This window comes from Streptomyces sp. NBC_00388 (genome assembly GCF_036061255.1).
GTDB lineage: Bacteria > Actinomycetota > Actinomycetes > Streptomycetales > Streptomycetaceae > Streptomyces.
Genome location: NZ_CP107948.1, coordinates 3,668,199 through 3,683,513 on the forward strand (window position 1 = coordinate 3,668,199; position 15,315 = coordinate 3,683,513).

General features: G+C 69.7%; 13 protein-coding genes and 1 pseudogene. 13 read left to right on the top strand and 1 reads right to left on the bottom strand.

Annotation, left to right across the window (positions count from 1 at the left end; genetic code table 11):
• Positions 1-40 precede the first annotated feature (40 nt).
• From OG917_RS16590 to OG917_RS16640, 11 genes and pseudogenes are all read left to right on the top strand, one after another.
• A pseudogene (locus tag OG917_RS16590) lies at positions 41-560 on the top strand (phosphorothioated DNA-binding restriction endonuclease); the annotation flags it as partial.
• A 203-nt stretch (positions 561-763) separates the two neighbouring features.
• A complete protein-coding gene (locus tag OG917_RS16595; RefSeq protein WP_328318367.1) occupies positions 764-1,450 on the top strand; it encodes a Crp/Fnr family transcriptional regulator in 687 nt (228 codons plus the stop codon).
• A 133-nt stretch (positions 1,451-1,583) separates the two neighbouring features.
• A complete protein-coding gene (locus OG917_RS16600; RefSeq protein WP_328318368.1) occupies positions 1,584-2,489 on the top strand; it encodes a hypothetical protein in 906 nt (301 codons plus the stop codon).
• Positions 2,486-4,546: a hypothetical protein gene (locus OG917_RS16605; RefSeq protein WP_328318369.1), complete on the top strand. Its 2,061-nt coding sequence runs from the start codon at positions 2,486-2,488 to the stop codon at positions 4,544-4,546. Before OG917_RS16600 ends, OG917_RS16605 begins: the two co-directional genes overlap by 4 nt.
• On the top strand, positions 4,543-5,421 hold the full coding sequence (locus OG917_RS16610; protein ID WP_328318370.1) for a hypothetical protein: 879 nt from the start codon (positions 4,543-4,545) through the stop codon (positions 5,419-5,421). The genes OG917_RS16605 and OG917_RS16610 overlap by 4 nt, the downstream gene beginning before the upstream one ends.
• 311 nt (positions 5,422-5,732) lie before the next feature.
• Complete coding sequence (locus tag OG917_RS16615; RefSeq protein ID WP_328318371.1) at positions 5,733-6,686, top strand: hypothetical protein; 954 nt, start codon at positions 5,733-5,735, stop codon at positions 6,684-6,686.
• A gap of 1,212 nt (positions 6,687-7,898) precedes the next feature.
• Entirely contained in the window at positions 7,899-8,318 is a 420-nt protein-coding gene (locus tag OG917_RS16620; protein WP_328318372.1) for a hypothetical protein, read from the top strand.
• Positions 8,315-9,094 carry an ABC transporter ATP-binding protein gene (locus OG917_RS16625; RefSeq protein ID WP_328318373.1) on the top strand — a complete coding sequence of 260 codons (780 nt, stop codon included), beginning with the start codon at positions 8,315-8,317 and terminating at the stop codon, positions 9,092-9,094. The genes OG917_RS16620 and OG917_RS16625 overlap by 4 nt, the downstream gene beginning before the upstream one ends.
• On the top strand, positions 9,091-10,311 hold the full coding sequence (locus OG917_RS16630) for an ABC transporter permease (RefSeq protein ID WP_328318374.1): 1,221 nt from the start codon (positions 9,091-9,093) through the stop codon (positions 10,309-10,311). Before OG917_RS16625 ends, OG917_RS16630 begins: the two co-directional genes overlap by 4 nt.
• A gap of 5 nt (positions 10,312-10,316) precedes the next feature.
• Entirely contained in the window at positions 10,317-11,414 is a 1,098-nt protein-coding gene (locus tag OG917_RS16635) for a hypothetical protein (protein WP_328318375.1), read from the top strand.
• Between the two features lie 347 nt (positions 11,415-11,761).
• Positions 11,762-11,977, top strand: a complete 216-nt coding sequence (locus tag OG917_RS16640) for a DUF6243 family protein (RefSeq protein WP_328318376.1) — start codon at positions 11,762-11,764, stop codon at positions 11,975-11,977.
• A gap of 101 nt (positions 11,978-12,078) precedes the next feature.
• Here OG917_RS16640 and OG917_RS16645 read toward each other — a convergent pair whose 3' ends face one another.
• The gene (locus tag OG917_RS16645) at positions 12,079-12,672 is read right to left on the bottom strand and encodes a snapalysin family zinc-dependent metalloprotease (protein WP_328318377.1); all 594 of its coding nucleotides are present in this window, start codon (positions 12,670-12,672) and stop codon (positions 12,079-12,081) included.
• 377 nt (positions 12,673-13,049) lie between these two features.
• On the opposite strand from OG917_RS16645, the gene OG917_RS16650 reads away from it, so the two are divergent.
• Both OG917_RS16650 and OG917_RS16655 read left to right on the top strand, forming a co-directional pair.
• On the top strand, positions 13,050-14,255 hold the full coding sequence (locus OG917_RS16650) for a metallophosphoesterase (RefSeq protein WP_443059082.1): 1,206 nt from the start codon (positions 13,050-13,052) through the stop codon (positions 14,253-14,255).
• Positions 14,242-15,135, top strand: coding sequence for a phosphorothioated DNA-binding restriction endonuclease (locus tag OG917_RS16655; RefSeq protein ID WP_328318378.1), 894 nt, complete (start codon positions 14,242-14,244; stop codon positions 15,133-15,135). Before OG917_RS16650 ends, OG917_RS16655 begins: the two co-directional genes overlap by 14 nt.
• The last annotated feature ends 180 nt before the right edge of the window (positions 15,136-15,315 follow it).

Consider the following 15,315-nt stretch of genomic DNA (forward strand, 5'->3'; position numbering starts at 1 on the left):
TTGCCTGCACCTTCCCATGACGGCGATACGATCGCCGGTCATGGACTGGCTCGAGCGCACGGCGCAGCTGAGGCAATGGACCGGGAACGGGATACGGGATCCGCACAAGTCCTTGTTGCTCCTGTGCGCCCTCGGCCGGTTCCAGAAGGATGCTGACGGGCAGTTGCGGTACAGAACGGTGGAAGAGGATCTGAAGCGCCTGCTCGCCGAGTACAGCCCCGCCAAGAGGACAACGACTGCTTACCCCTTTTCACCATCTGGTCAGCGACGGCGCCTGGGAAGTCCGAACCGATCGGAGGCCCGGCAGACCCGGCGCCGGAGTGCTGAAGCTACGAGCGACGGGTGCGGCAGGCCGACTGGTGCCGGAACTGCGGGCAGCCCTGCGACAGGAGCCGTCGCTGCGCGGCCGAATCACCCGGGTGCTGCGCGATCAGCAGTCCCCGCCGTCGCTCCACGGCGAGCTGCGCGAGGCGGTGGGCCTGGCGCTGAAGCCGGTGGAATCCGTACCCGCCCTCGGCGGGCGGCGGCAACGAAACCGGCGGATGCGAGAGATAGGTCTTCCACGGCGTCCCGCGCCCTGCCTCGCGGACGTGATCGCCGGGCCCCGTGCCGATGCCCGGGGCGACAGCCGTTATCGGACAAGGTCACCCGAATCGCGACGGAAGCGGTCGGTGCGCCGTAGAACTCATAGGGGCGGGCGGCTCAGGATGCCGTGCACATGGCAGGGCGGGGCCGCCGCGCACAGGGCGTAGGGGGGAGACGGGTGCTGTCGGACGAGACGTGGCGCGAGCTACGGGCCCAGGGGACGATCCGCACCTTCCATGAACGCAGTGTGATGCTGAGACAGGGGTCCGCGGGGACACATCTACTCGCCCTCACCGACGGGCTCGCCAAGGTCGCGTGCCGGGAGCCGGGCGGGGCCGTGACCTGGCTGGCCTTCCGGGGGCCGGGCGACCTGCTGGGCGAGGTGTCCGTCTTCCACGGCACCACGCGCACGGCGGAAGTGGTCGCGCTCACCCCCTGCACGGCAGTCGTGCTGGAGGCGGAGCGGTTCCGCCGGTTCATCGAACAGCGCGGGCTAGTCATGGATTTGATGCGACAGGCTCTTTCCCGGTTGCGGGAGTCCGACGCCCACCGCACCGAACTGCTGACCCTTCCGCTGGTCGCCCGCCTGGCGCGGGCACTCCTGAGGCTGGTCGAGCTCACCGCGCCCGGGAGCAAAGCGGAGGTCGTACGGCTGACCGGTCTGAGCCAGGAGGAGATCGCCCAGGCGACCGGGGTCACCCGCAACGCGGTCATCACCGGACTGCAACGGCTGCGCGAGTCCGGGGCGGTGGAGACAGCCCGCAGGACGATCGTCATCAGGGACATGAAGATGCTGCGCGACTGGGCTATGACCGGATCGGGAACCACGCCCGCGTCGTGGACCCCACCACCCGCGGCTCCGTGAACCCGCCCGCGCTGTGACGTGGGACACCCGCGAACTGCCCTGCGCTGTGCAGTCGGGCGGACGGAACCGGCGGAACCTCGAATCAGCCGGCCATCGGCTTCGTAACGCCCCGCCGCCCACGAGGAGATCAGGCATGTCCAGCCCCGTTCCCGCCGCGTACGCCGAGAGTCGTCCGCTGCCTCCTTACCGTGCCCTGTTCGCCGTCGACGCAAAGGACTTCACCGGTCTTCCCGCTGTCCAGCACGGTCCGGTGAGCCGGTTGATCCCCGAACTCGTCGACCAGGCGCTGGACCGGGCCGGACTCCACGAACTCCGTGAGGCCAAGCGTTTTCTGGCCAACACTGGGGACGGCGTGGTGTTCGGCTTCGATCCGGCGTTGCTGCCCTTCGTCCTCTGGCCGTTCCTGGGCGTGCTGGACGACACGCTCGGCGCGTACAACAAGCAGTCCGTGGGCCCGCGCATCCGGCTCCGTGCCAGCGTCCACGTCGGACCACTGCCAGATGCGGACCGCCCCGGCGACGGCAACGGAACCGCACGCAACGACACACACCGGCTGCTGGACTCCCGTCCGGTTAAGGCCATCCTGACTGCAGCGAGCGAGCAGGTCACGCATCTGGCAGCCATTGTCTCCCAGCGCGTCTACGAGGACGTCGTGCTCAGCGGGTACACCGGCCTGCACCCCGACCGCTGTGTGGAGGTCCCCGCCACCGTGGAGGGGAAGACCTTCTCGCAGCGGGCATGGCTCTACGTTCCGTCGCCGTCCGGGAACCTCGTTCAGGCGGGTGTGCGACCGCGCGAGGAATCCGCGGCGCCGGCCGACACCTCCGCCGCTCGGGAACAGGAACCGGCGACATCCGGCACGCAATACAGCGGCAACACGCAGCACGTGGGTGAGGGTGCTGCCGTGATGGGGAGCGTGGGGCGGGATGTCACGTACAGCGGCGGATCCACCACGAACCACGGCACCAACCAGCACTGGGGCGGCGGCGACAACGTTTCGGGCGACAAGCGAGTCGGTGGCGCCGGGGCCCCCCGTTGAGCGCCGACGCGGGCACTTCCCCCGGCCCGGACGGCGAAGGTCCCGAAGGCGGTGCCGGTGCGGGGAGTACCTACCGCGACAACCAGCAACGGGTGGACCAGGGCTTCGCGGTCATGGGCGGGATCGCGGGCGATGCCAACGTGTTCATCGGCGTCCAGCCCGACGAGGACGTCAGCGAGCGCATCGGCAAGCCCCGCTTACGGGAGGGTCCGTACCCTGCGGACGACGTGCGCGCCCACCTGTACGGATTCGTCGAACCACCGACCCACGCCCAGTGCCGGAAGGTGCTGGACAGCAACCTCCTGATTCTGCAGGCCGGGAGCGGCACCGGGGCGGGCACGGCTGCGTTCGCGCTGCTGGAGGAACGCTACGGAGCTGACGGCATCACCGGTCTGGACTCGCCCGACGACCTGTCGCGATGGCGCCCCAGGGAAGGGCGCGGCTATCTGCTCCAGGGGCTGTCCCCGGAGACCGCCGGCCTGCTCGGTGAAGTCGTTCTCACCGCGCTCGCCTCGCTGTTGCGCCGCTCGGGCGCCCATCTGGTCATCACCGTACGAGTGGAGACGACGCTGCCCGGCGACACACTGCCCTGGCGGGTCGGACACCACCCGCCACCGCCCGCCGAGGTGGCCGCGAAGCGCCTGAGCACCATGGCCGACGCAGGTGAACTCACCCCCGGGCAGGAGGCCGAAGCGCTGCGGCACCTCGCTACGGCGGAGTTCTCCGACCACTTGGACGCGCACCCGTTGCCCGGGGACAGCGTGGCGGTGGCGCAGGGGTTGCGCGACCTCGTCGTCGTGGGGAAGTCAGCCGCGTCCGTACTCGCCGACCTGCGAACCGGCAGTCCCGCGGCGGCGCGCAAAGCGCTCGCGGAAGCACGGCACCGCGCCGACCGGATCTCGCTGATGGCAGCGATCTGCCTGCTGCCCGACCAGGACCGTACGGTTGTCGAGCGGTTCAGCACTGTCCTGCGTGCCCACATCGACGGCCGCGGCGGCCCGGCACAGGCCGTGTCCGGGGGACCCGGGCCGGCCAAGGGGGCACCTGCCCCGCGCGACGTGCTCGGGCCAGCCTTCGAGGACCGGTTGGCGGCTGTCGGTGCTCGCCTATTGCCACCCCGGTACGGAGCGGCGCAGCGCTATCCGGTCCAACCGGTCGGCTTCTCCGGACGGCACCGGTCGGACGCCCTGCTCCGGTCACTGTGGCTGGACTACGAAGGCATGGCTGAACTGCTGTGGAAGAGCCTGGGCGAGGCTCCCCATCACACCGGCGTCGAGCTGGCGGCGGGCGAGGCAATCGGGAAGGTGCTGGCCCACTCGACCGGACCGGACACCCTCCGGCAGCTGCACCCCTTCGCCTCGTCGGACCAGCGCTGGCGCCGCCGCCTGGTGGCCAACGCGCTCGGGGAGATGGTCCAGCATCCCGTCCTCACCGGAGCAGTACGGGAGCAGTTGCGGCAGTGGAGCCGGGCAGCCCCCGTCCCACTCCGCTGCACCGTGGCCGAGACCTGTGGGGGCAGTTACGGCCTAGCCCGCCCTGCCGCCGCCCTGAAGCTCTTGGACACGGTGCTCGACCGACCGGACGAGAAGCTGGAGGTCCCGTTGCGCACCGCAGTGTCGTTCGCTCTCAGCACCCTTCTCTCCGAGGAGGCCAACCACGTGCTCGTCCTCGGCCTCCTGCGCGAGTGGCAGGGGGCCGCTCCGGGCACGCCCTGTCATGGTTTCGCCGTTCACGCCGTCGAAGCCATGAGCAAAGCCTCCTTCCCCCTGCCCAACGCTCCGGGCATACGACGGGTACGGCTCGCCGATCTGCTCACGGACCAGCCCGAACGGGCGCGCGGAATCGTGGTCGCAGCCCTGGACGACCCAGCCACCCACGAGGGGATGGCGGCAGGCCTGTTGCTGATCGAAGGCGACCCCGACCTGCGGCGGCGGACCGCCTTCCCGCAGGTCCTCGCCGCGCTCGCCGCGGCGGCCCGGAACCACCGCGGCGTCCTGCGCTTCGTCCTGCGTCACCACCGTTCCCGTACGGCTTCGACGGAAAGGCTCGCCTCATGACTGGTCCGCTCATCTCACCGCTGGACTCCTCGGCGGCCTGGCAATTGTTCCGCCTTCGGTTCGGGGCCCCGGAGGGCCGGGCTCTGGTCTTCCTCTCGGACGGTGGGGAGGACGCGATGGTGCCACCCCGGGAGGGCGACTACTGGGGCTACCCCCGGCCCACCGGGCGCGGGGTGCGTGACGGGGAATTCTTCGACATCGCGTGGGTCTCGCTCGCGGAGCGACGGATCTCGGTCGACATCCCGCGCCGACCGCCCAAACCCCCCGCCCGTTACGGAGTTGCGTGGAAGGTCAGCAACCCGGTCGTCGCAGCCAGGGACCGGCTCACCGAGGAGCGCGCCCGGCAGCTGGTCGTCGGTCACATCAACGAGAACGCCACATTGCCCGGCATGCCCGACCCGCTACGCACGCCACCACCCCACTTGAGTACGACTGAGGTCGAACCTCCCGGCCGGCCCAGGGTGATCGACGGCTCCGGCCTCACCTACTGGTTTCTGGACCCGCCGGCTGCGCTTCTGCCCACCCCCGGTACCGGCGCGGCACCGACTCTTCCGTCGGGCTTCGGCGAAGCCCACCGCGAGGCGTACCGCTTCTATCGGGAAGTCGTGGCCGGCGGCCCGGTGGGCCTTGCGGCCCTCTGGCTGCTGCACCGGCCGGAAGAGGCGAAGGACGTGCTCGATTGGACGGTGACCCATCGGGGGCTGCTCTCCGACCGGAACGACTGGGAACACACTCTCGCGGCGGCGCTCCAGTCGCTGACGCCGGAGGACCGGAGCTTCGTCGGCGCCAACATGGCGCGGGTGCTCAGCGATGTCGGGCTCCCACAGGGCGACGAGGTACTGCGCCGGATCGGCCACCCCGATACGGCGGGGTAGAGGCACGGCCATAACGCTCACACCTCAGCAAGGCCGAGCAGCTCGGCGGATCACGCGACTCTAGTCGGGTCTGAGACGCGACTCGAGCGACTTCCCTCTGACTCGAAGTTCAACATCATCGAAAAACATTGAATGAAAATGATCAATTACTGTCGAGGCATCCCACGGAATCCCCATTAAAGGGAAGCAATGCGACATCCGATGCTAGCCACCGACTTCCGTTCTAGCATCTCCGACAGCGGAGCGGAATGTGCAGCCGGATCGCCTTCAGCTCCGCTGGAACATCGACGCACAATCGAGAGGAATAGACCGTGACCAAGGAAAACAATAAGGATCCATACACCGAGATCATCGAGGTGACTCCAGCTAAATGCTCGACATGGATGGAAAAGAGGACGTGTAACCGCGTTCCATTGAAACGCTCCAATGTGGACAAGTTTAAAAACATTCTTCGGAATGGCCTCTATCGCACAACACACCAAGGGTTCGCGCTGGACTGGCACGGTTGCCTCATTGATGGACAGCACCGCGCCGCTGCCATCATCGAGACCGGCGCCACGGTGACCGCTCAAGTCACGTACAACCTCAGCCCGGAGAGCTTCGCCGCCATCGACGGCGGCCGCGTCCGCTCCGCGGGAGACTTCGTCGCCCAGATCACCGAGATGCGACAGAGCAACGCCAACGTATACGCTGCCGCGCTGAAGATTCTCGCCAACCGTGCAGCTGGCCTCCATTGGACCAGGTGGACCAACGGAAAGCTGACCGCCGAGCAGCTTCAGGAGATGGTCCCGACGTGGCCGGTCGACGAAAAGCACATCGTCCGCCTCGTCAGCAAGGGGAAGCAGTGCCACGCCAGCGCGACGGGGCTGATTGTCGCGCATAAGCTCATCACGGAAGTATGGCCTGAGCACATTGCCGATCTGTTCTTCGACGGCATCGGCGAGGACAGCCGAGAGTTCGTCGGACGAGACCCTCGCGCCATGTACACGAATACCATGATCAATGTAAATCGTGGAGTCGTGAGCAGGGACAGCGTTCAGCAGTCGTCCCAGGCCATCAAGGCATTCAACGCCCTGGTGTCGGGGGAATCCATTGGCACACTCAAAAAAATGAAGGCATCCGGCGTAAAAATCGTCACGGATCGACGGACCGGCAAGGAGATTCAACAGGAATACCTCGCGGATCGCTATCCTGAGGTGATTCAGCCCGCAATCAATATCAGTGAAAAGTGGCTCGGGAGCGGCAGCATGGAGCCAAACGGGTAGCCGCCGAATTCGACGCGTTGTTCACGCCTAGTAGAAACAGACGCGCTGACAATGGCGGTGATCACGGACCGTCGCCGAGCTGCTGGGGATCAGCGCCGCTCGGTGAGCCATGCTGATCCCTGACCTCGTAGCCGAGCCGGTGGCTGCGAGTCTTCGTACTCGACGGTGAGGCCCTCTCCCTCGCCTTGCGGAGAGACCGCAAGATGATCGCCTGGCTGGACCTTGCCGCCCGTGGAGAGGCCGAAGTGGTGACCTCTCCTATGACACTGGTCGAGGCAAACGACGGCCAGCCCACTGATCAACACTGGAACTCAAGCACCGGTCGGGGCCTTCGTCGTCCCTGGTCTCAGATTTGGCCTCAGTTCGCTGCCACAGTCCTGCCACCGATCCACTCTCCGCACCCCTTTTCGGCGGAATGACCGAAATCCTGAGCTCCACCCCGCGTCCGGTCTTCGGAGCCAACGGCCTCTGCAGACGAGTGGCGGCGCATCCCCTCCACCACAGCCGCCCGCCTACCGAGCAGCGCAACGCAGACGAACTGCTCATCCGGCAGGTCAGTTCGAGCCGCCCGCGGCACATGACCACAGCTCGGCAGACCCACCTGGAGAAGCCGCCGGCACGGCTTCTCGACCGCAAGCCGATTCGTTCCGGAGCAACGCTCCAGGCCGGTGGGCGGCAGTTGGTGCTCGACGGCGGTCCGAACCTCGACGAGAACGACCTGAGCGGCGCCCCGGAAGCCATATCCAGGCGACGGCAGCCGCCTGGACATCGAGGCCGACTTCACTGCCGTCGAGACCAAGAAGGATCTACGAAGCGGCGCCCCAATCCTGAAGGACGCGGGCAGGCAGCCCCGGCGGAGACGAGCCTCTCCCGACAGAGCAAGTCGACCAGCGACACGTCGGCATATTGATGGGTGAGCCGCCGGCTCGGCCCAGAGCCTCCAGGGTGACGAGCGGTTCCAGGTCAGTCACTTCGAGGTCGAGCGGCGAACCCTGCCCACGGAGCCCTCCGTTGACTGGAGGGCGTGCCAGCCTAGCCGAGAGCATCCGGCCGCCCCTAGGCGCCATCCAGAGCCGGCTGGGGCGCGGAAGGCGTGTCACCCGCGCCGACCGAACCACCCTGGCTGCCCCTCGCGGGGAGCCCAAGCCTCTCCATGACGCATCACAAACCCGGCCGCGGACCCCCGGTTGGCGGCTCACCACTCCGCGGTCCGTGGCCGCAGCGGCCGCACTGGTCGACGGGGCCCATGACACGCACGCCGCCGGAAACCCGCCTGGCTGGATCACCCGGGGCGCCCTGGAGCCCTGGGCGCGCAACCCGGAGCGGTTCACCGCCATCTACGACTACGCGCAGGTATTACGGGCCTATGTACTGCTTGGCGGCGGGCTCGACGCGCCGCTGCGCAGAGCTGCGCACGACGAGATCGCCCCGTACCGCGGATGCCCGGGGCTCCCCGGGCTCTACCGGATAGGCGGTACGGACCCGGGATGTGATCTGAAGACCACCTGGGCCGTATGGACCTTGAACCGCGCGGTGCCCGGCCTCGTACCGAAAACCACAGGCCGGTCGGGGGCGGGAGCCGGGCCGTCCGGGTCCGCTTCCGGGAAACGAACGAACAGAGGACAACAGTGAGCATTACGGATGAGGCCGCACAATATGCCGGGGCGGCGGCATTGCGGGCGGAGCGGGTGGTGAAGTCCTACACGTTGCGCGATCAGAGGGTCGACGTGCTGCGCGGGGTGGACTTCGTCGCCGAAAGCGGCCGGGTGACCGCGCTCATGGGCCGTTCGGGGTCGGGCAAGAGCACGCTGATGCACATCCTGGGTCTGCTCACTCCACCGGACAGCGGCCGCGTGCTGGTTGGCGGGACCGACACGGCCGGTCTCGGAGACGTCGCCCGCGCCGATCTGCGCAGGAACCGGCTCGGTTTCGTCTTCCAGGCATACAACCTGCTGCCGCAGCATTCGGCACTGCGGAATGTCGTCCTGCCTGCCTCGTCACGTGACGGCGCCGCAGAACGCGGACGCGTCCTCCTGGAGCGGGTAGGACTCGCGGCGCGAGCCGGCCACCGGCCTGGTGAGCTGTCCGGCGGCGAACAGCAGCGTGTGGCGCTGGCGCGGGCTCTGGTCAATGACCCGCCCGTCATCCTCGCCGACGAGCCGACCGGCAACCTGGACGAGGACAGCGAGGCGCTGATGCTGCGGCTGTTCCGTGAACTGGCCGATGAGGGCAAGGCCGTCGTCATCGTGACCCACAACCGGGCGGTCGCCGGGACAGCGGATGAGGTGCTCCACCTCGACGGGCAGCGCGGCACGCTGGACAGCACCGACGTGAACGACGGGAATGACACCGCAGACGGCGGTCAGGGCTTCAGCAGCGCCGACGGCGTGGGAAGGCGGGAGGCATGAGCCTTTTGGGACTCGCCCTGGCCAACGTGTGGGCGCTGCGGCGCCGCCTGTACGCGCTCGTGGGGCTCGTGGCCGTCGCGGTCGCCGTCTGCGTGGCCGCGTCCGGTATCGCGGGTCAAGCGCAGGGTGCGGCTGACTCAGGCGTACGGGAGAGCGCTGCGAATCGCAGCATCACCGTGGACAAGCCGGACAATGACGGCCCCGACGCGAAGTCGCTGACGACCTCCTCGGTGCGGTCCCTGGCACGGCTGCCCGGTGTCGCGTCCGTACAGCACCGGTTGCAGGCATCGTTCGGCATCAAGGACGACAGGGTGAGCGGGGCGCTGTTGTACGCGACGACGTACCGGCCGGCACTGCCTCCGCCCGTCACGTCCTCCGTGCGCAGGCACCTCTTCCCGTTGCGCACCGGCGAGGTCGTGCTGCCGGCCAAGGCGCAGGGCCTGTCACTCAAGGCCGAACTGGGCCGCACCGTGCCCGCCACGCTCACCCGCTTCGTGGCCGAGGGGCAGGGCACGGGTGACGACGACACCGTACGGGTAGTCGGTCTGTACGACCCTGCGTGGCAGATCGACGGCCCCGACACCGCCTACGCGGACGACGCGACCGTGGTGCGCTGGGCGGCGGAGCGTGCGGGGGTGTCGGCGAAGACGTATCTGGCGACGGTCGGCTATGGGCAGCTGACCGTGGTCACGGACCGCTCGGCCGACGTGGCAGCTGTGCAGCAGCGTGTCCAGCACCTCGGCTACCCGGCAGTCACCTTGCGGCAGCAACTCACCGCGCTGCCCGCTGTGCTGGAGTTGATCCGCCAGGTGGGGCGCGTACTGGTGGTGGTTCTCGGACTGCTCGCCTTCGCCGGGGCCGTCGCTGTGACCGGCGCGCTCGCCCGGCAGCGGGTCCGCGAGATCGGCATTCTCAAAGCGGTCGGCTTCCGCACCCGTCGGGTCCTGGGCCTGTTGCTCGCCGAGATGGCGCTCACGGGGGTGTACGCCGCGCTCGTGGGCGCCGTCCTCGGAGTCGGCCTATCTGCCGTGGCCGCCGCCGTACTACGGGCCGGCTCGGGCACGGCGCCGTACATACACGGGGCGGCCCCCCTGCCCGGCGTGGGTACGGCCCTGCTGCTCCTGGCCGCCCTGGTGCTGGTCGTCGTCGCCGGGGCGTTGGTCCCCGCGCGGCGCGCCGCAGCACTCTCCCCCACCGATGCGATGAAGGACTGGTAACACCCATGCGACCGCTGACACCCCTGCGTGCCCGCCCCCCACGCTCCGCCTTGCTGGCCGGCGCCGCCGGGCTGCTTGCTCTGGCAGCCCTCACCACCTCCTGCTCAGGTCCGAACGGCGTCACCCTCGGCACCGACTGGAAGGGCTCCGAGGACTTCACGCTGTCCCGGATCGGCGGCCAGCTCGCCGTGGTGGGAATCAACCCGGAGAAGCACCGCGCCGAGCCGCTGACCGTAGTGCCCGCTCAGGGGGACGACGATGACACCCTGGCGCCACAGATCGCGCACCTCGCGAACGGCAAGTGGCTGCTGGCGGTCGGCCGCAAGGGTGGCAAACCGGACCGGCTGTACGTGCTCGACGCGAAGAACCGCGCGGTGGGCCGGCAGGCCGCGGTGGAGGAGGCGGCGCACGGCATCGTCGCGTCCGCTCACTACCTTGCGGGTGTGCCGGGACAGGCCGATTCCGGGGACGGCGGACACAGTTCCGTGCTCGTCGGTGACGGCGCCGACCTGCGGCGCACCGTACGCACGGTACGGGTCGACGGAACGGTCTCGCAGGCAGCCGGCGGGACGGACAGCGACAAACTGTGCGTGACACAGGATGAGGGGAAGGGGCGAAGCAGACGGACCAGGGTGCTGAGCCTGGACCTGGCGACCGGCAGGACCGACCGCGTCATCCCCTTCACAGGAGGGACGCAGGCGCAGACAGTGGCCTGCCGGGGCGGCCGGCCTGTGGTGGGCACGCCCGCCGCGGGCCGATCGGGTGTGGTCTCGATGGAGCGACGGCATGACATGGATGTGGTGCGGGCGGTGGGCGGACGCGTCGACCAACTGGCGGTCGACGGTGGCACGGTCGCGGCAGCCGTCTTCCACGGCGGCAAGGAGATCCTGGTCACCTTCGACACGGCAACCGGTCACCGCACAGCACAGGTGACGCTCCCCGGACTGACAGACGCGGCGCAGGTCGTACGGACCCGGGCGGGCTGGCTCGTCGTGTCGCCGCAGGACGGCGCGGCGGTGGTACGTGACGGGGCCGCGGGGAGCGCGGGGCCGGACGATGTCCGGCACATCAGCCTGCCGGGGCAGTTCCTGGCAGCTTCCTGACGGGCGGCGGCGCGGGCCCGGCATTACCGGCCCCGACCGCAGCTCCCCCGGCACCCGCACCGCAACAGCGTCCGATGGGTCATGGCGCCGACCCCCGGGCCGTGCCCGGGCGAGCGCCCGGGCTCATGTTCTGAGCCCGGGCGCTCGCCGAAGGCCCGGCCGGTGCCGGGGCAGCGAAAGGGTTGGTGTGCGGGGCCGACGGAACCGGGTAACGTCTTTGACATGTTCTTCCAGACGCCGATTTACGAGTGAGCGCGTGATGGGCCCCTGCTGACGTCCTCCGACGTCGCCGCCCGTCCCCCACCGATGCATCCGTAGATCACTTCACATCATGACCGGGAGAACCCGTGACCGTGAGCAAGAACATCAACAACCCCGTGGGCATGGGCGGCGGCCAGCGCAAGAAGCTGTCCCGCGCCGAACGGCAGAACAACGGTCCGCACCGGAACCTCGACCGCCAGGGCGCAGCCGACCAGAAGGCCGAGCTGGTGCGCAAGATGCGTGAGAAGGCAGGCGCGGCTGAGGGCACCGGGCAGACGGGCGACGACACCGCACAGAGCTGACGCACCGCCGTCGCAGGACGGCACCGCACGTGGCAGGGCCCGGACCGTGACGCACGGTCCGGGCCCTGCCACGTCGTCCTCTGTCCGATTCCGGCTGCTCGTCAGTGCGCGTCGGCGAGGGCCGGTGCAGGCCAGACGTCGATCACGACCCGGTGCTGCTTCGGGCTCACCGACGCCGCGCCGCGCGCGTAGTTCCGGTCGACCTGCGCCGCTTCTGCCGCGCTCGGCTTGGCATTGGTGCACGACGTACCGGGGCCATGGCCGGACATCAGCTCCGCGCACGGCCCGCTGTAGTCGTCCGGAAGCCCGAGGATGTGTCCGGTCTCGTGCGCCGCGATCCGGGTGGTGTCGTAGCCCTCGTCGACCGCTTCCTGGCCCAGTTGCACCTGCCCTCTGCTGCCGCCCGGGACGATCGGCCCGAGCGTCGTCTGGGGCCAGCCGCTGGTCGCCACGTAGACGAAGTTGGCTGAGCCGGACGAGCTCGCCGGCTGCAGGTGCACGTTGTGTACCGCCGCGTTCCAGTTCTGCACACCTTGCGTGATCGCGCTCGCCCACTGACCTGCCCGACTGGCGTCGTAGGTCAGAGTGACCACCGCTGCGGTCGCCTTCGGCGCCGGGTGCGCCGAAGCGGCACCGGATGTCACGCCCAGCATGGCCGGGATCAGTGCCGCCACAGCTGCTAATCGCCTGATCATGAGACTCGTTCCCCTCTGACGTCGGTTGCCCGTGAGTCACAAGGGCACCACGTCATCAGGAGTGCCACAAGTACGCGGTAGTCAAAGGGAGTTGAGTGCTATCACCGCAACGGCTGCCACTCCCGCCATGCCAACGGCGTCATGTCAGCCCTGCCGGATGGCGCCGCAGCAGGGTCCGGGCGGTTCCGCGGGCCCCGGGTGACGGACGATGGGTAGTGACAGTGGGGGCGGACGTGAGGGGCAGCGCAGTGACAGACAGCGAATCCATCCGGGCGGAGTCGGAAACCCGGTCGTCGTCCGATGGGGGGCCGGAGAGCATCGCGGCCGCCGCGGCGCAGCACGGGGACGGGGACAGGGCGGAGCCCGTACCGGACCCCCTGCCCGGGGAAGGCAGCCCGCGTCCTCCGCGGTCCCTGCGCCGGCGGCTGGGCGGGGCCGTGGTCCTCCTCGTGCTGGCGATGCTGTTCTTCCTGCCCTGGTGGACGCTGTTCGCTTCCGGCGTCCACTGGCCGTTCCCCGTCTTCGTAGCGGGCACGGTCGTCTTCGCCTCCTGGCTGGTCTCCTTCCCCTTCCTGATGGCCGCGGGCCACGGGCACCGGCGAGCCGACCGGGCGGCCCGCATCGCGGACACCAGCCTCGGGGTGGTCTGGGTGCTGTTCACCTGGTCGGCGCTGGGCGCCCTGGTGCATCTCGTACTGACCGGGCTCGGCGTCGGCGGCGGCGAGCGGGCCAGGAGCATCGCCGTGGCCGTCGCCGTGGTCTCCGCGGGGCTGCTGGCGTGGGGGCACCACGAGGCCATGCGCGTGCCCCGGGTGAAGCGGCTGGACATCCACATCCCCCGGCTCGGCGGCGGTCTGGACGGCACCCGTGTCGTGGTGCTGGCCGACACCCACTTCGGGCCGATCGACCGGGCCGTCTGGTCGACGCGGGTCGCCGAGGCTGTCAACGCGCTCGACGCGGACATCGTGGTCCACGCGGGCGACATCGCCGACGGCACCCCCGCCCAGCGCCGGGAGCAGTCAGCGCCGCTCGGGACCATCCGGTCACGGCTGGCGAAGGTCTACGTCACGGGGAACCACGAGTACTTCGGGGAGGCCCAGGGCTGGCTGGACCGCATGGCGGAACTGGGCTGGGAGCCGCTGCACAACCGCCATGTCGTGGTCGAACGCGGCGGCGACCGCCTCGTACTTGCCGGTGTGGACGACGTCACCGCGGAGTCCTCCGGCCTGGCCGGGCACCGTGCGAACCTGGTCGGTGCGCTGGCGGGGGCAGACCCGGAGCGGCCGGTCCTGCTCGTCGCCCATCAGCCCAAGTACGTCGGTCAGGCGGCTGCGGCCGGCATCGATCTGCAGGTCTCCGGGCACACGCACGGCGGCCAGATCTGGCCGTTCAACTTCCTCGTCCGGATCGATCAGCCGGTGGTGCAGGGCCTGAGCCGGCACGGCGAGCGGACGCAGCTCTACACCAGCCGGGGCGCCGGATTCTGGGGGCCGCCCTTCCGGGTCTTCGCACCGAGCGAGATCACACTGCTCACCTTGCGGACGGAAGATCGCACTAGCATCCCCCCTCATGGACTGGCTTGAGCGCACAGCGGAGTTGAGGCAGTGGAGCCGGAGCGGGACACGCGCTCCGCACAAGCCACTGCTGTTTCTCTACGCACTCGGCAGGTTCCAGCAGGACCCCGCAGGTGAGCTGCGTTACAGCGCGATCGAGGGCGACCTCAAGGAGTTGCTGACCGGATACGGGCCGCCCCACAGGACCTCGCCCGCCTACCCGTTCCACCACCTCGTGAGCGACGGGGTGTGGGAGGTGCGCACCGATCGCGGGCCCGGCAGCCCCGGCTCCGGGATTCGGGAGCTGCGGGCAGCGGGGGCCGCCGGACGGCTGGCGCCGGAGCTGCGGGCGGCGCTCGGGCGGGAACCCTCGCTGCTCGGGCGCATGGCGCGGGTGCTGCTCGATCTGAACTTCCCGCCCTCGCTCCACACCGAACTCTGCGAAGCCGTCGGCCTGGAGCTGGAGCCGGCCGAGACCGGACAGCTCCCGGCCGGGCCGAGGCAGCGGGACCGGCGGATGCGGGAGCTGGTCCTGACCGCTTACGAGTACCAGTGCGCCTTCTGCGGCTACGACGGCAGGATCGGCCCGGTGTCCGTCGGGCTGGAGGCCGCGCACGTCCGCTGGTGGGCGTTCGACGGACCCGACGATGTCGAGAACGGGCTGTGTCTGTGCTCGCTGCACCACAAACTCTTCGACCAAGGCGTCCTCGGACTCGGCGAGGACCACCGCATCCTCGTCTCGCAGAGTTTCGTCGGCCGCAGCGCCGCCGCCCGCCACCACGTCATAGCCCTCGCCGGCCGCCCCCTCACCGGCCCTCAGCCCGGGGCCCTTCCCGTGGCGGCCGCTCACCGCTCCTGGCACACCGCCCAGGTCTTCCACGGCACGCCCCGCCCGGTCGCCGCCAGCTGACCGGCGTACGCCGGAGCGGCCCGCGTCGCCCGGCCGGCAGCGGCACGCAGGGCGGGGGCGCCGTACCGCCGGCACACCGATCCGGGTCCGCGCGCCCCCGCACTCCGGGGCTCTGAGGCTCCGGGCCCCTGTCCGCCCCTCCCCCATGGCCGCCCGCACGGTGCCGTACTCCCCGGCGCG

Bases quoted from the DNA above. Each gene is read 5' to 3' on its own strand.
- OG917_RS16610 (WP_328318370.1), top strand. From the start codon at position 4,543: ATGACTGGTCCGCTCATCTCACCGCTGGACTCCTCGGCGGCCTGGCAA.
- OG917_RS16655 (WP_328318378.1), top strand. From the start codon at position 14,242: ATGGACTGGCTTGAGCGCACAGCGGAGTTGAGGCAGTGGAGCCGGAGC.
- OG917_RS16600 (WP_328318368.1), top strand. From the start codon at position 1,584: ATGTCCAGCCCCGTTCCCGCCGCGTACGCCGAGAGTCGTCCGCTGCCT.
- OG917_RS16645 (WP_328318377.1), bottom strand. From the start codon at position 12,672: ATGATCAGGCGATTAGCAGCTGTGGCGGCACTGATCCCGGCCATGCTG.
- OG917_RS16635 (WP_328318375.1), top strand. From the start codon at position 10,317: ATGCGACCGCTGACACCCCTGCGTGCCCGCCCCCCACGCTCCGCCTTG.
- OG917_RS16630 (WP_328318374.1), top strand. From the start codon at position 9,091: ATGAGCCTTTTGGGACTCGCCCTGGCCAACGTGTGGGCGCTGCGGCGC.